The sequence below is a fragment of the Mesorhizobium sp. M0664 genome, from assembly GCF_040320565.1.
Lineage (GTDB): Bacteria > Pseudomonadota > Alphaproteobacteria > Rhizobiales > Rhizobiaceae > Mesorhizobium.
Window position 1 is genome coordinate 50,452 of the sequence record NZ_JAMYPW010000006.1, and the last position, 18,179, is coordinate 68,630.

Here is an 18,179-nt window from a genome sequence, read left to right on the forward strand (position 1 = left end):
CCCCGCGTCTTACGCCTTGGCGAGCCGCTTTTTCCAGTAGCGGATCTGCTTGCGCACCTCGGACGGCGCGGTGCCGCCGAAGCTCGTGCGGCTCTTTACAGAATTCTGCACGGCAAGAACCGAAAACACGTCGGCGCCGATACCGGGGTGAATGGACTGCAGATCCTCCAGCGAAAGCCTGTCGAGCCCGACCTTCTTCTCCTCGGCCAGCGCCACCGCCCGACCAGTGATATGGTGCGCCTCGCGGAACGGCAGGCCGAGCGTGCGCACCAGCCAGTCGGCGAGGTCGGTCGCAGTCGAATAGCCGGCGCCGGCCGCATTCTTCATCGCGGCAGTGTTCACCGTCATATCGCGCACCATGCCGGTCATCGCCGCCAGCATCAGGTCGAGCGTCTCGGCCGCGTCGAAGACGGATTCCTTGTCTTCCTGCATGTCCTTGCCATAGGTCAGCGGCATGCCCTTCATCACCGTCAGCAGGCCGACGAGATGGCCGGTGACGCGGCCGGTCTTGCCGCGCACCAGTTCGGCAGCGTCCGGGTTCTTCTTCTGCGGCATGATCGACGAACCCGTCGAGAAACTATCCGATAGCCTGACGAAGCCGAATTGCGGCGTCGACCAGATGATGATCTCTTCGGCCAGCCGCGACAGATGCGTCGCGCAGATCGCCGCCAAGCCCAGGAACTCGAGCGCGAAATCGCGGTCCGAAACACTGTCGAGCGAATTGCGCATCGGCTCGCGGAAGCCAAGCGCCTTCGCCGTCTGGTGCCGGTCGATGGGAAAGCTGGTGCCGGCGAGGGCGGCGGCGCCGAGCGGGCTTTCATCCATCCGCTCAATCGCATCGCGGACGCGCGACAGGTCGCGTGCAAACATCTCGACATAAGCCATGCAGTGGTGGCCGAAGGTCACCGGCTGCGCCGCCTGCATGTGGGTGAAGCCCGGCATCACCGTTGCCGCATGCTCCTCGGCCCGATCCAGGAACGCCGTGATCAGGCCCTTCAGCGCCTCGGTGACGCGAAAGCACTCGTCCTTGACCCACAGCCTGAGGTCGACCGCCACCTGGTCGTTGCGCGAGCGGGCGGTATGCAGGCGGCCAGCGGCGGGGCCGATCAGCTCGGCCAGACGGGCCTCGACATTCATGTGGATGTCTTCCAGCCTGGTCGAAAACTCAAATGTACCAGCCTCGATCTCTGCCAGGATCGTGTTCAGCCCGTGAGCGATTTTTTTTTGGTCGGCCGCCGAAATAATGCCCGTTTGCGCCAGCATCTGGCTATGGGCGATCGAGCCGCGAATATCTTGCGCATAGAGTTTGCGGTCGAACGAGATCGATGCGTTGATCGCTTCCATGATTGCGGCCGGACCCGAGGCAAAACGTCCGCCCCACATCTGGTTGCTGGCCTTCTTGTCGTTCATCGCTATAACCCGTGCTCCGGAGCAGTTTTTGAAAAATGGCAGACGGCAATAGATTTTTCCCGGCTTTGCGTCTCATCCTCGCCGCTTTGGTTGCGGGCGTGCTGGCCGGCGCGGTCGCGGTATATGTCAGGGAAAGCAGTTCTGGCAACAAGGCGCCCGCGCAAGTGGCCGCCGGCGGCGGCAAGGACGACGTCGCCTGCGCCGCCAAGACCGACCGTGCCAAGAAGATCGCCGCCGCTGCCACCGGCCAGGTTGCCGCGCTTTTGCCGGCGGATCCGCCGCAATCGCTGAAAAGCCTTGCCTTCAACGGCCCCGACGGCAAGCCGACGACGATCGCCGATCATGCCGGCAAGACGGTGCTGCTCAATCTGTGGGCGACATGGTGCGCACCTTGCCGCGCCGAAATGCCCGCGCTCGATGCGCTGCAGAAGGAGATGGGCAGCGATGCGTTTCAGGTTGTTGCCGTCAACGTCGATGCCGGCGACGATGCCAAACCGAAGAAGTTCCTGGAGGACACCGGCGTCAAGTCGCTCGGCTACTATCGCGATGCCACGATGGCGCTGTTCAACGACGTCAAGACGCGCGGCCTGGCGCTCGGTCTGCCGGTCACCATGCTGATCGATGGGCAAGGCTGCCTGATCGCCCATATGAATGGCCCGGCCGAATGGTCGGGGCCGGATGCCAAGCGTCTGGTCGAGGCGGCGCTTCAGCCGGGATAGGCTCAGACCGTGCGCAGGCGCGGCTTGAGCACGGCAATGCTTGCGCCGCGTCGGCTGGCGGTGCGGATTGCCGGAGCGGCCACGCCCGTCAGTTCCCCGAATGTCTCGATCGGAGCCGGTTTGCCGAGGTAGTAGCCTTGCCCGATCTCGCAAGCCTCGGCGTCTAGGAACTGCAATTCACCCGGCGTCTCGATGCCTTCTGCCAGAACCGGTAGGCCGAGACCGCGTCCAAGCCCCAGCACGGCGCGAACGATCGCCGCGAACTGGGCGTTCTTGTCGACCGATTTGATGAACGACCCGTCGATCTTGATCTTGTCGAAGGGAAAGGCGCTGAGGTTGGACAGCGAAGAATAGCCGGTGCCAAAATCGTCCATCGCCACATGCACGCCAAGCGCCTTGACCTGCCTCAAGGTTGCCAGCGCGCGCGGCATGTCCTTCACCAGGGCCGTTTCGGTGATCTCCAGTTCGAGCCTGCCGGGGGCCAGGCCGGATCTCGTCAATGCGTCGTGCACCTTGCGGCTGAAATTCGGATTGTGAAGTTGCACGGCGGAGACGTTGACGGCGACCATCAGCGGGTTTGTCCAGCGAACAGCATCGTTACAAGCCGTCGTCAGCACCCAGTCGCCGATCTGCGCGATAGCGCCACTGTCCTCGGCCACGGGGATGAAAACGGCCGGAGAAATGTCACCCCGCTCAGGGTGCTGCCAACGGACCAGGGCTTCGAAGCCGATCATCCTGCCGCCGCGGATCTCCTTCTGCGGCTGATAGACGAGGTGGAACTCCTTGCGGGCGATCGCCTGGCGCAATTCATGCTCCATCACGCGCTTGTCGCGGGCCGCGGTGCCCATGGCTATCTCGAAAAACCGATAAGTGTCCCTGCCTTCGGTTTTGGCGCGATGGAGTGCCGTGTCGGCATGGCTGATCAGGCCGGCCTGGTCTTCGGCATCCAGCGGAAAGAAGGCGATGCCGATGCTGGCCGAGACGAGGCCGGAGCCGACCGAAACCCTGTTTTCCTCCCGGATCGCCGCCAGCAAGTCCTCGGCTATCCGGCCTGCGGCCAGGGGGTCGGGGAGGTTCGGAGCTATGATGGCAAATTCATCGCCGCCGAGACGCGCGAGCATCTGTCCGTGGCGCGGGATGCCGGAAATGCAGTGCGCCAGCTTCTGCAGCATAGCATCGCCGGCCCCGTGGCCATAGAGGTCGTTGACTTGCTTGAACCGGTCGAGGTCAAGCAGCAGGAGCGCCAGATGTCCATCCTTGCCGCCACGATCCATTGAGGCGAATTCTGCTTCCAGCCGGGAAGAAAAGCTCCGCCGATTGGCAAGCCCGGTAAGCGGATCGAAATGCGCGAGGCGGAGGATCTCTTGTTCTGCCTTCTTGCGCTCACGGATGTCGCGAACGGCAAGCACCGTATGAGGCCTGCCGCAGTAGGTGATTTTCCTGGCGATCAGCTCGACAGGAATTCTCGCCCCGTCGCTGCCCCTTACCTTCGCTTCCTGCGCCTGTTCGCCGAAGCCGGACATATCGGCTGCGCTCTGTCCGTCGAAAAGCTCGCCGAATTGCATCGTGTTCAGGGTGGCTGTCGCTGTTCCGGTCAGCTTCGCCATACTGTCATTGGCGCTGACAATGCGGGTGCCATCGCAAACGATCAGACCTTCCACCGCCGCATTGGCGAGATCGTGCATGCGATCGGCCTCGAGCTTCTGGCGGCGAAAGCGCAGGTCGATCCACAGCGCGGCACCCGATAGCACAAGGATTATCAGGCTGGCGACCGCTGCGGCAAAGGCCTGGGAAATGGGCTCGATGGAATGTTCGGATATTTCAATCGAGGAATCCGGAATGATCGACACCGCAGCATCGCGATGAAATGCAAGCTGCAAATCGCCAGCGTCAAAAGCGCGGCGCCGCCGAAAGTCGCGAGCGCTGACGGACGGCGCAAGACGACAAGGAGCGCCAGTGCCGCGAGGGTCACGCCGGCCAGAAGCGATATCGCGACAAGGAGCAGGTTCCATGCGACCCGGCCTTCGACCTCGAAAGCTGCCATGCCGATGTAGTGCATCGTCGCGATGGCGCCGCCCAGAATGGCGCCACCGACGAGGAAATGGTCGATGCCGCGGCGCAAGGTGGCGACCCACATCCCAAGCGCGGTCATGATAATGGCGGCGGCAAGCGAAAAGGCGGACAATCCCGGATTGTATGCATTCGGTATTCCCGGCGTAAACGCGGTCATGGCGATGAAATGCGTCGCCCATATGCCGAACCCGGTCGAGGCCGCGGCGATCATCAGCCAGACAAGCCGGTTTCGCTCGGTCGATCGGCCGACATGCTTAAGGAGATTAACCGCCGAGAAGCAAGAAATTCCACAGATGAGTGCGGCAAGCGCAACCAGTCTCGGATCGTGCTGACTTACAATACAATTATAGACCGTCAGCATCCTGGTTCACTCGGTCTGCCAAAATTAACAGGGGAGGTGTGACTGATTAGCTCTTGGAGATTTTAACGAATGGTTAACCCGTGGGCCATGCGGCGGGTCTTTTCGGGGGAAAACCGACGCCGCTGCGCCCAAAAAGACGGTGATGTGATTTCTGGCGCCCGGTTTCAGTAGCGAGTGCACTTTAGGAAGGAATGATGTTCATTGATCCGCAATAAAACCGTTGTCCGATTGTCATCAGCGCCACATATTGGCTTTGCGGAAGTGCCCCTTTCGCCAATGACAAACGGGAGATGAAACATGAAGTTCTTCGGCTTTGCGGCCGGTATCGCCGCCACCGTGACCCTGCTTTCCACCACCTCCGCCTTCGCCGTCACGCAGATCAGCTGGTGGCACGCCATGACCGGCGCCAACGCCGAGGTCGTCGCCAAGATCTCCAAGGATTTCAACGCCAGCCAGAGCGACTATGAGCTCGTTCCGGTGTTCAAGGGCACCTATCCGGAGACGCTGAATGCCGGCATCGCTGCCTTTCGTGCCGGGCAAGCGCCCGATATCCTCCAGGTGTTCGACGTCGGCACCGGCGTGATGATGGCGGCCGAGGGTGCGATAAAGCCGGTGGCCGATGTGATGACCGGCGCCGGGATGACTTTCGACAAGAGCCAGTATCTGCCCGGCATCGTCGGCTATTATTCGAAGCCGGACGGCACCATGCTATCGTTCCCCTACAACTCTTCCTCGCCGATCCTCTATTACAACAAGGACATCTTCCAGAAGGCAGGCCTCGACGTGAACAATCCGCCCAAGACGTGGAACGAGGTGTGGGAAGCTGCCAAGAAGATCAAGACGAGCGGCGCCGCCCCTTGCGGCTATACCTCGACCTGGCTGACCTGGATCCACCTGGAGAATTTCGCGGCGTGGAATGACGTGCCTTGGGCCACCCAGCAGAATGGCCTGGCTGGAGGTGATGTCGAACTCAAGATCAATGCGCCGATTTTCGTCAACCACTTCCAGGCGCTCGCTGGCCTGGCCAAGGACGGCACGTTCAAATATGGCGGACGCACCTCCGAAGCCAAGCAGATATTCCTCGCCGGCGAATGCGGCATCTTCACCGAATCGTCGGGCGGCCTCGGCGATATCGTCAAGTCCGGCATGAACTATGGCATCGGCCAGCTTCCGTATGATACCGACGCCAAGGGCGCACCACAGAACACGACGCCGGGTGGTGCCAGCCTGTGGGTGTTCGGCAACAAGTCGGACGAGGAATACAAGGGTGTCGCCGCCTTCTTTGCCTATCTGTCCAAGACCGATGTGCAGGAATATCTGCACCAGAAGTCGGGATACCTGCCTGTGACGCTCGCCGCGTATGAGGCGACGAAGAAATCAGGCTTCTATGACAAAAACCCCGGCCGCGAGACACCCATCCTGCAGATGACGGGCAAGGCGCCGACCGACAACTCGAAGGGCGTGCGCCTGCCGAATCTGCCGCAGGTGCGCGATATCCAGAACGAGGAGCTGGAGAAGATGCTGGCCGGCCAGCAAACCGCCCAGCAGGCACTCGACAATGCGGTTGCGCGCGGCAACGTCGCGATCAAGGAAGCGCTGGAGAACTGACGGGATTATCTCGGTTAGTCGGTTGGAATATCGCCCACGCGGGCTCGCGTGGGCGACACCTGGATAGCGAGGGAAATCAGCCTGTCTCCACGCGTCGTATTTCCCAACAAGATCCTGCCCTACCTGCTGGTGGCGCCACAGCTCGCCATCACCCTGGTTTTCTTCTACTGGCCGGCCGGTCAGGCGCTTTACCAGTCGATGCTCAGGCAAGACCCGTTCGGGCTGAAGAGCAGGTTCGTCTGGTTTGCCAATTTCCGGAAGGTGCTGGCCGATCCGGCCTACCTCAACTCGATCAAGGTCACCGTAGTGTTCTCTCTTGCGACCGCGATCGTTGCCATGGTTGTGGCCCTGCTGCTCGCGGTCATGGCCGAGAAGGCCGTGCGCGGCAAAGGCCTCTACCGCACACTGTTGATATGGCCTTACGCCGTGGCGCCGGCGATTGCCGGCATGCTTTGGCTTTTCCTGTTCAATCCCTCGATCGGCTCGTTGGCCTATTTGCTGAGAAGCCTCGGCATCGTATGGGACCCGCTGCTCAACGGCACCCACGCCATGATCCTGCTGGTGTCGGCTGCTGCCTGGAAGCAGATCAGCTACAACTTCCTGTTCTTCGTCGCCGGCCTGCAGGCGGTGCCGAAAACGCTGATCGAAGCGGCGGCCATGGACGGCGCCGGCGAAACCAAGCGCTTCTGGACCATCGTCTTCCCGCTGCTTGCGCCGACAAGCTTTTTCCTGCTGGTCGTCAACACCGTCTATGCCCTGTTCGACACGTTCGGCATCGTTCATGCCGTCACCGGCGGCGGGCCGGGCAAGACGACCGAGACGCTGGTCTACAAGGTCTACAATGACGGCTTCGTCAATCTGATCCTGGGCGATTCGGCGGCGCAGTCGGTCATCCTGATGGCCATCGTCATTGCGCTCACAGCGATCCAGTTCCGCTATGTGGAACGCAAAGTCCATTACGGCTGAGGGCAGCGATGATCGGCCAGTCCCCGCTCCGCACCTTCATCGCCCATGCCGTGCTCATCCTCGGCATATTGATCGTGGCTTTTCCGATCTACTACACCTTCGTTGCCTCGACGCACACGCTGCAAACGATCCTCAGGCCGCCCCTGCCGCTCTTGCCCGGCGGCCAGCTATGGAACAATTACAGCGAGGCGCTGTTCGGCGGCATCGGTCGTATCGGCGGGGTCAGCGTCGGCAGGCTGCTCCTCAACACCATGATCATGGCGCTCGGCGTTGCGGTGGGAAAGATCTTCATCTCGATCCTGTCGGCCTACGCGATCGTGTTCTTTCGCTTTCCGCTGCGCATGACCTTCTTCTGGCTGATCTTCATCACCTTGATGCTTCCAGTCGAGGTGCGCATCCTGCCGACCTACAAGGTGATGGTCGATCTCGGCATGATCGACACCTATGCCGGCCTGATCGTCCCGCTGATCGCCTCAGCCACCGCAACGCTGCTGTTTCGCCAGTTCTTCATGACCATACCGGGCGAATTGGTGGAGGCGGCGCGTGTCGACGGTGCCGGGCCATGGCGCTTCTTTTTCGATATTCTGGTGCCGCTGTCGCGGACAAACATCGCCGCGCTGTTCGTGATCCTCTTCATCTATGGCTGGACGCAGTATCTTTGGCCGCTGCTCGTCACCAACAGCAACGACATGAATACCATCGTCATCGCGCTGAGAAAGATGGTTTCCTTCGCCGATGCCGACACCCAATGGCACCTGGTGATGGTCACGGCAATGCTGGCCATCGTGCCGCCGATCCTGGTGGTCGTGCTGATGCAACGCTGGTTCGTGCGCGGTCTGGTCGAATCCGAAAAGTGAGAAGCCGATGGCGACCGTGGATCTGAAGGATGTCAGGAAAATCTATCCCAGCGGCGTCGAGGCCGTGAAGGGCGTTTCCATCGCCATTCCCGACAAGGAGCTTTGCGTGCTGGTCGGCCCCTCCGGCTGCGGCAAGTCTACGCTGCTGAGGATGATCGCCGGGCTGGAGACGATTTCTGCCGGTACAGTCGCCATCGACGGCAAGGTGGTCAACGCCATTGGCCCGACCGAGCGCGACATCGCAATGGTGTTCCAGAACTACGCGCTCTACCCACATATGAAGGTCTATGACAACATGGCCTATGGCCTGCGCAACCGCGGCACGCCGAATGACGAGATCGACAGCAGGGTACGCTCGACTGCCAAGGTGCTGGAGCTTTCGGCGCTGCTCGACCGGCGCCCGCGCGAGCTTTCCGGCGGTCAGCGCCAACGCGTCGCCATGGGTCGCGCCATCGTGCGCAACCCGAAGGTCTTCCTGTTCGACGAACCGCTGTCCAACCTCGATGCGAAATTGCGCGGGCAGATGCGCATCGAGATCAAGAATCTGCAGCGCTCGCTTGGCGTCACCTCGGTTTATGTCACGCACGACCAGCTTGAGGCGATGACGCTGGCCGACATCCTCGTCGTCATGAACGCCGGCCTGGTCGAGCAGACCGGCGCGCCGCTTGATGTGTACGAGAAACCGGCCTCGACCTTCGTCGCTTCGTTCATAGGCGCACCGCCGATGAATCTGCTGGCGCTCACAGGGGCCTCCCCAAGCTCGGTATTGGCGGACGGTACTGTGATTGGCTTGGCGCCTCGACAGGGCAAGGCAGTGACACTAGGCTTTCGTCCGGAGGACGCCGACATCACCTTCGCGGCAGAGGCGCCGGCCGGCGCGCTCGCGCTGCCGGCAACAGTGGAAGCGGTCGAACCGGTCGGTGCCGAAAGCTTTCTCCATTGCGTGGCAGCCGGCAACCGCATCGTCGTGCGCGTCTCAGGCCGCGCCAGCGCCAAGCCAGGCGACCAATTGCGCGTCGTGGCCAGGTCCGAAAAGCTGCATTGGTTCGATCAGGCGGGCAAACGGGTCGATTGAAGTCGGCCTTGCGCAAAACCGTTCAGGCAAACACATGCGCCTTGCCCGACACGGTCAGCCGGACGATCTCGCCGATCGCCGGCGCGTCCATGCCCGGCTTGCGCAGGATCAACGGCGTATTGCCGATAGCGGCGGCGTCGGGCGGATCGGGGCTGTTCAACAGACGCACCGCGATGGTGCACATCGAGCCGGCGAACTCCGATTCTGTCACCTCGCCGAACAGCATGTCCGGCGTGCCGGACATGCCTTCACGCGATGTGCGCTTAAGCAACACCTGCTCCGGCCGCAGCATGATGCGGGCGACGTCGCGCCGCTCCGAGCTGTCGACAGCGATGCGGCCGAGCGGCGAGATGGCGAAGCCATCGGCGATCCTTGCCGGCAGGACGATGGCGTCGCCAAGGAACTCGGCGACCATCCTGTCCTTCGGCTTGAAATAGAGCTCGCGCGGCGTGCCGACCTGCGAGAATTTGCCGTCGCGCATCACCGCGACCTGGCTGGCGAATGACAGCGCCTCGGCCTGGTCGTGGGTGACCAGGATGGTGGTGATGCCGGCGGTTTCAAGGAGCTCGGCCACGGCCTTGCGCATCGAGGCGCGCAGGCCGGTGTCGAGCGCCGAGAACGGCTCGTCGAGCAGCATCAGCCGCGGCTTCATGGCCATGGCGCGGGCGAGCGCGACGCGCTGCTGCTGGCCACCGGAGAGTTCGTGCGGACGGCGCTTCAGGATACCTTTGTCCAGCCCGACGACATAGGCGAGCTCGGCGATGCGCTCACTGCGCTTTTCCTCGTGACGCCCCATGCCGAAGCCGATATTGGCGGCGATGCTCAGATGCGGGAATAGAGCGCCGTCCTGCGCCACCAGCCCGATGCCGCGGCGATGCGCCGGCACGGCCGTGTCGCCATCGGCCAGCACCTCGTCATCAAGCACGATGCGGCCCTGGTCCGGCGCCTCGAAGCCGGCGATCAGCCGCAGCAAGGTGGTCTTGCCGCAACCGGACGGCCCGACGATTGCCGTACGGCTGCCGCTGGCCACGCTGAGGTCGACGCCGGCAAGTGCTGCCACGGGCCCGTAGTGCTTGTGGATGCCGCTCAGCTCGAGAAAGCTCATCGCCCGGCCATCCGCTTCGACTGGACGTAGAGCAACCAGGTCAAAGGCAGCGACATCGCCACCATGATCAGGGCATAAGGCGCCGCCGACGCATAGTCGATCTCGCCGCTATAGGACCAGAACGCCATGGCCAGCGTGCGGGTGCCGTTGGGCGCCAGCATCTGGGTTGCGGTCAATTCGTTCATGATACCCAGCGCGACCAACGCCATGCCGGCTGCGGCGCCCGGCGCCGACAGGCGGATGGTCGTCGACCACAGCGCCTTGAGCGGCGACCGGCCGAGGCTGGAGGCGGCGCGTTCGAGCTCGACCGGCGCCTGTGCGATCGACGCCCTGAGGCTAATCAGGGCGCGCGGCAGGAACATCAGCGCATAGGCGACCAGGATGGTGAACAGGGTCTGGTAGAGCGGCATAGCGATACGCACGGCGATGGTGACCAGCGCCAGGGCGATGACAACGCCGGGCAACGCGCCGACGATATAGTTGCAGCCCTCCAGGACGCGTTGCAGCCGCCCCGGCGCGCGGATCGAAATCCACGCCATCGGCATTGCCGCGACGGTGGCAAGCAGCGCGCCGGCAATTGCTAGGAACAGCGTTTGGCCAAGCGCCAGGCCGATCTCGTCGAGCCGCCAGACATCGGCGCCGCCGGCCATGAGCCAGCGGCCGATAGTGGCGAACGGTACGCCGAGCGCCAGCAGCGTGGTAATGGCAGGCAGCAGCAGGCAAGGAATGGTGGCGCGCCCAAGGCCCGTGCGCTGCTGCTGGCGCGCAGCACCCGAACCGACGCGGGCATAGCGCTCCTCGCCGCGCACCAGCACCTCCAGCCCGAGCAGCACAAGGCAGCAGGTCACCAGCACGCCGGCCAGCATGTTGGCGGCGGGACCGTTGAAGGTCGACTGGAACTGGTCGACGATCGCGGTGGTGAAGGTGTCGAAGCGGATGAAGACATAGAGCCCGTATTCGGCCAGGAGATGCAGGCCGACCAGCAGGGAGCCGCCGCAAATGGCGAGCCGGAGCTGCGGCAGCACGACACGCCTGAACACACGCCACGGGCCGAGACCAAGGGCTGCCGCTGCATCCTCGAGAGCGGGATCAAGCCGTCGCAATGCCGCCGCCACCGGCAGATAAAGGAACGGGAAATAGGCGATGACGGACACAAGCACGCCGGCCCACAGGCCGTGCAGTCTGGGCACCATGGTGATCCAGGCGTAACTGTGGACGAAGGCGGGAATGGCGAGCGGCGCCACCGACAGCCAGGACCATAGGCGGGCACCCGGCAGATCGCTGCGCTCGGTCAGCCAGGCCAGCGTGACCGACAGCACGATCGAGATCGGCACCGCCAGAACCACCAGCAGGCTGGTGTTGACCAGAAGTTCGCCGACGCGCGGCCTGAACACCAGCGCCGCCACCGTTTCCCAGCCGGTCTGCACCGCCACCCAGACGATGAAGGCAAGCGGCAGCAGCGCGAAAAGCGAGACAAAGACGGCAGCCAACGCAATCCATGAGACCGACCAACGACGTGCCCGCACGGCCGTGGCGTCGGCCGGCAAGCCTGGGCGTGCGAGATCGATCGCGGATTGCATCAGATCAGACGTTGCGCCAGCTCCGCCCGGAGGCGGAAACGATCGGCGGCGGATAATCTCGCGGGTAGCTTGTGGTCATAGGCAAATGCCATCTTGAAAACAGAGCGCTCCTGTGGAAAGCGAATTCCCACAGGAGCGCAGTCGGTTGCCCTTTTAGGACGAACGCCGGCTAAAGCAAGCCGGCCGCCGTCATCAGGTCGGTCACCTTTTTCGAGTTCAGCGTCGTCGGGTCGACTTTCGGCGCCTGCAGATCGGCCAGCGGCACCAGCTTCGGGTTGGACTCGGCGCCCTTGCCGACTGCGTATTCGAACGAATCGCCTGTTTTCAGCACGTCCTGGCCACGATTGCCGGTGACCCATTTCAGGAAAGCCTGCGCTTCCTTCGGGTGCTTGCTCGAGGCCAGTACGCCGCCGCCGGAAATCGAGACGAAAGCACCGGGATCCTGATGCTTGAAATAGTGCAACTCGACGTTCTTGCTGTTCTCGCCGGTCTTGGCCTGATCGCCGTAGTAGTAATAGTGATAGATCACGCCGCCTTCGACCTCGCCGGCATTGACCGCCTTCATCACCGTGCTGTTGCCCTTATAGGCGGTAAAATTCTCCTTCATCGCCTTCAGCCATTCGGCCGTCGCCGCCTCACCCTTGAGCTGCAGAAGCGCGCTGACGATCGCCTGGAAATCGGCGCCGGAGGGCGAAGCGGCCCAGCGGCCCTTCCAGCTCGGATCGGCGAGATCGAGCAGCGATTTGGGCAGCTGGTCGGCGCTCAGCTTGGTCTTGTTGTAGGCAAAGACGGTGCTGCGCGCGGCAACGCCGACCCATTTGCCGCTCGCCGGCTGGTACTCCTGCGGAACCTGGGCCAGCGTCTCGGTGTCGACCGGTGCGAACAGGCCGGCCGCCTCGACCAATGCCATGGCCGGCGAATTCTCCGTCAGGAATACATCGGCGGGCGAAGCGGTGCCTTCCGCAACGATCTGATTGGAGAAATCGCTGTCGCCGCCATTGCGGACGGTAACCTTGATGCCGGTTTCCTTGGTGAATCCCTCCGCCCAGGCCTTGGTCAGGTTTTCGTGCTGGGCGTTGTAAACGACGATGCCCTCGTCCTCTGCTATTGCCGGGCCGGCGATCAGGCTGATTGCAAGTGCTGTCGCGCCGGCAAGGGCGGAAAGAGCATATTTCATGGCGTCGTCCTCGATTTCGATGGTCTTTGGCTTGGCACGCTGCACCTACCAATACCTGACTGGTGCAGTCAACATTGCTGACCTACTCAATCGCTCAAAAGGAGCAAACTTTCGTGATGCTCAGCTAATTTGCCTTGGACATTATTTCGCCGGCCCCGTAACAAATCAGCGCCGAGACGCGAATATCGGGGAGTGAACTCTTGTGAGCGGCAAGGACGAAGCCGAGCTTTCACGGCTGCTGCGGGCCGCGATCGCCGGAGACGAAAGGGCCTATGCCGACTTTCTGCACCGGATCGCCGCGCTCGTTCGTGGCTTTGCCCGGCGCAAGATCGTGCAGGGCGGGGTGGATCCCGAGGATGTCGTGCAGGAAACCTTGCTGGCCATTCATGTGAAACGACACACCTGGCGCCATGATGCGCCGGTGCTGCCTTGGGTCTATGCAATAGCCCGCTTCAAGCTGATCGATGCGTTCCGGCGGCGCGGTCGGCGGATCGAGATCGAGATCGACGAAATCGCCGAGACCTTTGCCGAGCCGGAATCGGAGACGGTGAGCGAGCGCGACGTCAACCGGGCGCTCGACAGCCTGCCGCCGGCACAGCGTTCCGTCGTCTCGGCCGTATCGGTCGAAGGCCGGTCAATCGGTGAGACCGCGGCCAAATTCGGCATCAGCGAGACGGCTGTGCGGGTGTCACTGCACCGCGGGCTTGCCGCCATTGCCAAACGGTTCAGGGCGGGGCGGGAATAACATGAGGACCGAAGATTTCATCAAGGCGCTTGACGCCGATGCCCGCAGCAAGGCGCTGCCGCTAGGCACCGCCTGGTGGCTTGCCGCCGGCGCGGCCATCGTGATCGCGGCCGCGGTTTTCTGGCTGACGATCGGCCCGCGCCCCGACATTGCGATCGCCATGCACACGATGCGGTTCCTGTCCAAATTCGTCTTCACGATTGCTCTTGCCGCCAGCGCCTTTGTCCTGGTGCGTGGGCTGTCGACGCCCGGTGCATCGACCGGCCGGGCGGTGAGCTGGATGGTCGCCGCGCCGCTGCTGGTGATTGTGGCTGTGATTCTCGAACTCTTCGCCGTGCCTGCGTCCGACTGGGGCACGCGCCTGGTCGGCACGAACATGGTCATCTGCCTGACCTTCATTCCGTTGATCGGGATCGGCCCGCTTGCCGTCTTTCTCGCGGTGCTGCGCCATGGCGCGCCGACAAGGCCGGTGCTTGCCGGTGCGGCCGCGGGCCTGCTTGCCGGCGGGCTGGCGGCGACCTTCTATGCGGCTCATTGCTTTGACGATTCGCCGCTTTTCGTCGGCACCTGGTATACGATCGCGGTCGCCATCCTTGCCGTGCTCGGGGCGCTCGGCGGACGATTTTTTGTGCGCTGGTAGCGAGGCGATCAGCGTGTCGGAACGGGATGCTCGCCGCGATAGTCGTAGAAGCCGCGCCCGGTCTTGCGGCCGAGCCAGCCGGCCTCGACATATTTGACCAGCAGCGGGCAGGGGCGGTATTTCGAATCCGACAGCCCGTCATGCAGCACCTGCATGATCGACAGGCAGGTATCGAGCCCGATGAAATCGGCAAGCTGCAGCGGCCCCATCGGATGGTTGGCGCCGAGCTTCATGGCGGTATCGATGGCGTCGACCGAGCCGACACCTTCATAGAGCGTGTAGATCGCCTCGTTGATCATCGGCAGCAGGATGCGGTTGACGATGAAGGCCGGGAAATCCTCCGAGACGGTGATCGTCTTGTCGAGCTGCTTCACATAGGTTTTTGCCGCCTCGAAGGTCTGGTCCTCGGTGGCGATGCCGCGCACCAGTTCGACCAGCTTCATCACCGGAACCGGATTCATGAAATGTATGCCGATGAAGCGTTCCGGCCGGTCGGTCTGCGAAGCCAGCCGTGTGATCGAGATCGATGACGTGTTCGTCGCCAGGATGGCCTCGGGGTTGAGCTGCGGGCAGAGCTGGGCATAGATCTTGCGCTTGACCGTCTCGTCCTCGGTCGCTGCTTCGATCACCAGATCGGCGCCCGCAAGGTCGGCCATGGCCGGTGCCGCCGAAATGCGCGCCATCGCCTCATTGCGCAGCTTTTCCTCGAGTTTGCCGGAGCCGACCTGACGGGCCATGTTGCCGCTGATCGTAGCGATGCCCTTTTCGATGCGGTCGGGCGAAATATCGTAAACCAGCACCTTATAGCCCGCCAGCGCCGACACATGGGCGATGCCGCCACCCATCTGGCCCGCGCCGATGATGCCGATCGTCTCGATCTTGCTCATTACCCGATCCCGTCGAGGCCTTTGCGGCCCGTTTTTTGTGCAGTGCAAACTAAAAGGGCGGGGCGACTTCGTCTACCCCACCCCTCAGAATTTAATACGCTTTGGCAGAAGGCGTCAAAGCGCCTTTTGCAGTTCCGGCAGAATGACGAAGAGATCGCCGACGAGACCGTAGTCGGCGACCTGGAAGATCGGCGCTTCCTCGTCCTTGTTGATGGCAACGATCACCTTCGAATCCTTCATGCCGGCAAGGTGCTGGATGGCACCGGAGATGCCGACGGCAATATAAAGGTCGGGCGCTACCACCTTGCCGGTCTGGCCGACCTGCCAGTCGTTCGGCGCATAGCCGGCATCGACGGCGGCGCGAGATGCGCCAACCGCCGCACCGAGCTTGTCGGCGACCGGCAGGATGACCTCCTGGAACTTCTCGGAGGAGCCCAGCGCACGGCCGCCCGAGATGATGATCTTGGCCGAGGTCAGCTCTGGACGGTCGGTCTCGGAGAGCTTGTTCTCGACAAAGCTCGACAGGCCGGGATTGGCCGCCGCCTGGACCGTCTCGACCGACGCGGAACCGCCCTCGGGCGCTGCCTGGAAGGAAGCGGTACGCACCGTGATGACCTTCTTGGCGTCACTGGACTGCACCGTCTGGATGGCGTTGCCGGCATAGATCGGGCGCTTGAAGGTGTCGGGCGACACGACTTCGATGATTTCAGATATCTGGGCGACATCGAGCAGCGCCGCCACGCGGGGCGCGACGTTCTTGCCCGACGAGGTCGCCGGCGCGATGATCGTCTCGTATGGCTCAGCAAGCGAAACGACGAGTGCCGCCAGCGGTTCGGCGAGACGCTCGGTCAGTTCGTCGGCGTCGGCGAGCAGTACCTTGGTGACGCCCTTGAGCTTGGCGGCGGCGTCCGCTGCCGGCTTGGCGCCTTTGCCGGCAACCAGCACATGCACGTCCGAACCGATCTGGAGCGCCGCCGAAAGCGCCTTGGCGGTCTGGTCGGAAAGCGCAGCGTTGTCGTGTTCGGCAATCAGAAGAATAGCCATGATGTTTTCCTGACTTTCGTCTTCGAGGCTCCTGAAATCCGGTCAGGCCGAGTCGAAAACGGTTGGTTTCGAGAACCGGAGCGGAGCGTACTTCAGTACGTGAGCACCGGAAGCGGAGAACCGGCCGTTTGCAGGCCGGCCTCATCGGATTTCCTTAGAGCACGCCGGCTTCGTTCTTCAGCTTGTCTACCAGTTCGGCGACGCTCTCGACCTTGACGCCCGCCTTGCGGCCGCCCGGCTCCTCGGTCTTGATCACTTTAAGCCGCGGCTTGACGTCGGCGCCGTAATCGGCAGGGCTCTTCTCGTCGAGCGGCTTCTTCTTGGCCTTCATGATATTGGGCAGAGAAGCGTAGCGTGGCTGGTTCAGCCGCAAATCGGCCGTGACGATCGCCGGCATCTTCAGTTCCAGCGTCTGCAGGCCGCCATCGACCTCGCGCGTCACCGTGGCCTTGTCACCGTCGAGCACGATCTTGGAGGCGAAGGTGCCCTGCGCCCAGCCGAGAAGTGCGGCCAGCATCTGGCCGGTCTGGTTGGAATCGTCGTCGATCGCCTGCTTGCCGAGAATGACAAGGCCGGGCTGTTCTGCCTCGACGACGCCCTTCAGCACCTTGGCGACGCCCAGCGGCTCAGTCTGCTCGTCGGTCTTGACCAGGATGGCGCGGTCAGCGCCCATGGCGAGCGCCGTGCGCAAGGTCTCCTGTGCCTGCTGCGGCCCGATCGACACGACGATGATCTCTTCGGCCTTGCCAGCTTCCTTCAGCCGGATCGCCTCTTCGACCGCGATCTCGTCGAACGGGTTCATCGCCATCTTGACGTTGGCGAGTTCCACCGCCGAACCGTCCGCCTTCACCCGGACCTTGACGTTCGCATCCACAACCCGCTTCACGGGCACAAGGATCTTCATTTGCCTGCCACCTCTTTCACGATAGTCTTTTCACGCTCGTCGGGCGCGCTATAGCAGCGTGCACCTCTTCATAGTTGTCGAAAGCCGACATTCCGGACGGAATTCTGGTCTTCGCCACGCCAGTAGGGTGGCGCTTCCGTAGTTGCGGCGACCCCGCGCGTCAATATCCGAGGCGCACTCGGATCCTCGGCGAAGCACTCAAATCGGTTCAGTCCGGACCGGAAACGCTTCCCCGGCCCCAGCGCGGCGCCGGCTGCGCAGGTTGTGGGTCGCTTGGCGCCGGCTCCCCGGCTACGGGCGCCGGACCGGCGACCACGGCCGGCTCCTCGTCTGCGCCGGCGAGTAGCGGTACGCCGCGGCTGCGCAAGACAAGCACCAGCACGGCTCCAGCGATGATGCCGCCGATATGGCAGGCCCAGGAAACCTGATCCTCGCCCCCCTGGGAGAACATGAAGATCTGGAACAGGATCCACAGGATCAGCGGGATGAAGGCCGGGATGCGCAACGGGATGCGCGCGAAGACCAGCACCCATACCTTCACCCGCGGATAAAGGATCAGATAGGCGGCGACCACACCGGCGATGGCGCCCGACGCGCCAATCAGCGGCACCCGCGAATCCCAGGCAACCAGACCCTGGAAGAAAGCGCCGGCAATGGCGCAAAGCAGATAGAAGACGAGGTAGCGGATGTGGCCGAGTGCATCCTCGACATTGTCGCCGAACACCCACAGGAACAGCATGTTGCCGCCGAGGTGGAAGATATCTGCGTGCAGGAAGGAATAGGTCAGGTAGCTCAGGCTCTCCGGAATGACGACGAATTGCGGAGCGAGCTCGACGCTGTCATGCACGACCGACGGGATGAAGCCGAGGCCCAGCACCGCGGCGTTGGAGAAGTCCTCACCGCCAAGCGTAGTGATAAGGTAGATCAACACATTGAGCGCGATCAGGCCGATGGTCACATATTGCAGCTTGATGTGCCGCAGCCTGTTGGTGTCGTAAAGCGGGATAAACATCAGGCCTCTCCCGGTT

The 18,179-nt window shown here is 62.9% G+C and carries 15 protein-coding genes and 1 pseudogene; 7 read left to right on the plus strand and 9 right to left on the minus strand.

Features of this window, described 5'->3' with window-relative positions; translation table 11 throughout:
* Positions 1 to 9: 9 nt before the first annotated feature.
* Entirely contained in the window at positions 10 to 1,410 is a 1,401-nt protein-coding gene (gene argH / locus NKI39_RS10215) for an argininosuccinate lyase (protein ID WP_352540187.1), read from the minus strand.
* 35 nt (positions 1,411 to 1,445) lie between these two features.
* Here argH and tlpA point away from each other — a divergent pair, with 35 nt between their 5' ends.
* The gene (tlpA, locus tag NKI39_RS10220; protein ID WP_023677933.1) at positions 1,446 to 2,129 is read left to right on the plus strand and encodes a thiol:disulfide interchange protein TlpA; all 684 of its coding nucleotides are present in this window, start codon (positions 1,446 to 1,448) and stop codon (positions 2,127 to 2,129) included.
* 2 nt (positions 2,130 to 2,131) lie between these two features.
* Here tlpA and NKI39_RS10225 read toward each other — a convergent pair.
* Positions 2,132 to 4,563, minus strand: a pseudogene (locus NKI39_RS10225) (bifunctional diguanylate cyclase/phosphodiesterase).
* Positions 4,564 to 4,860: 297 nt separating this feature from the next.
* Between NKI39_RS10225 and ugpB the strand changes: the two are divergent.
* The 4 genes from ugpB (at position 4,861) to ugpC (ending at position 9,069) form a co-directional block, all read left to right on the plus strand.
* The gene (gene ugpB / locus NKI39_RS10230) at positions 4,861 to 6,171 is read left to right on the plus strand and encodes a sn-glycerol-3-phosphate ABC transporter substrate-binding protein UgpB (protein ID WP_352489428.1); all 1,311 of its coding nucleotides are present in this window, start codon (positions 4,861 to 4,863) and stop codon (positions 6,169 to 6,171) included.
* Between the two features lie 81 nt (positions 6,172 to 6,252).
* Entirely contained in the window at positions 6,253 to 7,137 is an 885-nt protein-coding gene (gene ugpA, locus NKI39_RS10235; protein ID WP_352678081.1) for a sn-glycerol-3-phosphate ABC transporter permease UgpA, read from the plus strand.
* Between the two features lie 8 nt (positions 7,138 to 7,145).
* Positions 7,146 to 7,994 carry a sn-glycerol-3-phosphate ABC transporter permease UgpE gene (gene ugpE, locus NKI39_RS10240; RefSeq protein WP_352540185.1) on the plus strand — a complete coding sequence of 283 codons (849 nt, stop codon included), beginning with the start codon at positions 7,146 to 7,148 and terminating at the stop codon, positions 7,992 to 7,994.
* A 7-nt stretch (positions 7,995 to 8,001) separates the two neighbouring features.
* Positions 8,002 to 9,069 (plus strand): sn-glycerol-3-phosphate ABC transporter ATP-binding protein UgpC, encoded by a 1,068-nt coding sequence (gene ugpC / locus NKI39_RS10245; RefSeq protein WP_352831667.1) that lies wholly within the window; start codon positions 8,002 to 8,004, stop codon positions 9,067 to 9,069.
* Between the two features lie 22 nt (positions 9,070 to 9,091).
* Here the strand turns inward: ugpC and NKI39_RS10250 are convergent, their stop codons facing one another.
* The 3 genes from NKI39_RS10250 to NKI39_RS10260 all read right to left on the minus strand — a co-directional run bounded on the left by NKI39_RS10250 (position 9,092) and on the right by NKI39_RS10260 (position 12,931).
* Positions 9,092 to 10,174, minus strand: a complete 1,083-nt coding sequence (locus NKI39_RS10250; protein ID WP_352615997.1) for an ABC transporter ATP-binding protein — start codon at positions 10,172 to 10,174, stop codon at positions 9,092 to 9,094.
* Positions 10,171 to 11,754: an ABC transporter permease gene (locus tag NKI39_RS10255; RefSeq protein WP_352831669.1), complete on the minus strand. Its 1,584-nt coding sequence runs from the start codon at positions 11,752 to 11,754 to the stop codon at positions 10,171 to 10,173. The genes NKI39_RS10250 and NKI39_RS10255 overlap by 4 nt, the downstream gene beginning before the upstream one ends.
* A gap of 169 nt (positions 11,755 to 11,923) precedes the next feature.
* The gene (locus NKI39_RS10260) at positions 11,924 to 12,931 is read right to left on the minus strand and encodes an iron ABC transporter substrate-binding protein (RefSeq protein WP_352831736.1); all 1,008 of its coding nucleotides are present in this window, start codon (positions 12,929 to 12,931) and stop codon (positions 11,924 to 11,926) included.
* Between the two features lie 202 nt (positions 12,932 to 13,133).
* Between NKI39_RS10260 and NKI39_RS10265 the strand changes: the two genes are divergently transcribed.
* Positions 13,134 to 13,676, plus strand: coding sequence for a sigma-70 family RNA polymerase sigma factor (locus tag NKI39_RS10265; protein ID WP_023677943.1), 543 nt, complete (start codon positions 13,134 to 13,136; stop codon positions 13,674 to 13,676).
* Position 13,677: 1 nt separating this feature from the next.
* A complete protein-coding gene (locus NKI39_RS10270; protein WP_352831671.1) occupies positions 13,678 to 14,316 on the plus strand; it encodes an NrsF family protein in 639 nt (212 codons plus the stop codon).
* An 8-nt stretch (positions 14,317 to 14,324) separates the two neighbouring features.
* On the opposite strand, the gene NKI39_RS10275 is transcribed toward NKI39_RS10270, so the two are convergent.
* The 4 genes from NKI39_RS10275 to NKI39_RS10290 all read right to left on the minus strand — a co-directional run bounded on the left by NKI39_RS10275 (position 14,325) and on the right by NKI39_RS10290 (position 18,163).
* Positions 14,325 to 15,203: a 3-hydroxybutyryl-CoA dehydrogenase gene (locus tag NKI39_RS10275; RefSeq protein ID WP_023677945.1), complete on the minus strand. Its 879-nt coding sequence runs from the start codon at positions 15,201 to 15,203 to the stop codon at positions 14,325 to 14,327.
* Positions 15,204 to 15,317: 114 nt separating this feature from the next.
* Complete coding sequence (locus NKI39_RS10280) at positions 15,318 to 16,247, minus strand: electron transfer flavoprotein subunit alpha/FixB family protein (protein WP_352831673.1); 930 nt, start codon at positions 16,245 to 16,247, stop codon at positions 15,318 to 15,320.
* Between the two features lie 154 nt (positions 16,248 to 16,401).
* The gene (locus tag NKI39_RS10285) at positions 16,402 to 17,151 is read right to left on the minus strand and encodes an electron transfer flavoprotein subunit beta/FixA family protein (RefSeq protein ID WP_352831675.1); all 750 of its coding nucleotides are present in this window, start codon (positions 17,149 to 17,151) and stop codon (positions 16,402 to 16,404) included.
* A gap of 208 nt (positions 17,152 to 17,359) precedes the next feature.
* Positions 17,360 to 18,163, minus strand: a complete 804-nt coding sequence (locus NKI39_RS10290) for a rhomboid family intramembrane serine protease (protein ID WP_352831677.1) — start codon at positions 18,161 to 18,163, stop codon at positions 17,360 to 17,362.
* Between the last annotated feature and the right edge of the window lie 16 nt (positions 18,164 to 18,179).

Bases quoted from the DNA above. Each gene is read 5' to 3' on its own strand.
- ugpE (WP_352540185.1), top strand. From the start codon at position 7,146: ATGATCGGCCAGTCCCCGCTCCGCACCTTCATCGCCCATGCCGTGCTC.
- NKI39_RS10250 (WP_352615997.1), bottom strand. From the start codon at position 10,174: ATGAGCTTTCTCGAGCTGAGCGGCATCCACAAGCACTACGGGCCCGTG.
- NKI39_RS10290 (WP_352831677.1), bottom strand. From the start codon at position 18,163: ATGTTTATCCCGCTTTACGACACCAACAGGCTGCGGCACATCAAGCTG.
- tlpA (WP_023677933.1), top strand. From the start codon at position 1,446: ATGGCAGACGGCAATAGATTTTTCCCGGCTTTGCGTCTCATCCTCGCC.
- NKI39_RS10275 (WP_023677945.1), bottom strand. From the start codon at position 15,203: ATGAGCAAGATCGAGACGATCGGCATCATCGGCGCGGGCCAGATGGGT.
- NKI39_RS10270 (WP_352831671.1), top strand. From the start codon at position 13,678: ATGAGGACCGAAGATTTCATCAAGGCGCTTGACGCCGATGCCCGCAGC.
- ugpC (WP_352831667.1), top strand. From the start codon at position 8,002: ATGGCGACCGTGGATCTGAAGGATGTCAGGAAAATCTATCCCAGCGGC.
- NKI39_RS10255 (WP_352831669.1), bottom strand. From the start codon at position 11,754: ATGCAATCCGCGATCGATCTCGCACGCCCAGGCTTGCCGGCCGACGCC.
- NKI39_RS10260 (WP_352831736.1), bottom strand. From the start codon at position 12,931: ATGAAATATGCTCTTTCCGCCCTTGCCGGCGCGACAGCACTTGCAATC.
- argH (WP_352540187.1), bottom strand. From the start codon at position 1,410: ATGAACGACAAGAAGGCCAGCAACCAGATGTGGGGCGGACGTTTTGCC.
- ugpB (WP_352489428.1), top strand. From the start codon at position 4,861: ATGAAGTTCTTCGGCTTTGCGGCCGGTATCGCCGCCACCGTGACCCTG.
- NKI39_RS10280 (WP_352831673.1), bottom strand. From the start codon at position 16,247: ATGGCTATTCTTCTGATTGCCGAACACGACAACGCTGCGCTTTCCGAC.
- NKI39_RS10285 (WP_352831675.1), bottom strand. From the start codon at position 17,151: ATGAAGATCCTTGTGCCCGTGAAGCGGGTTGTGGATGCGAACGTCAAG.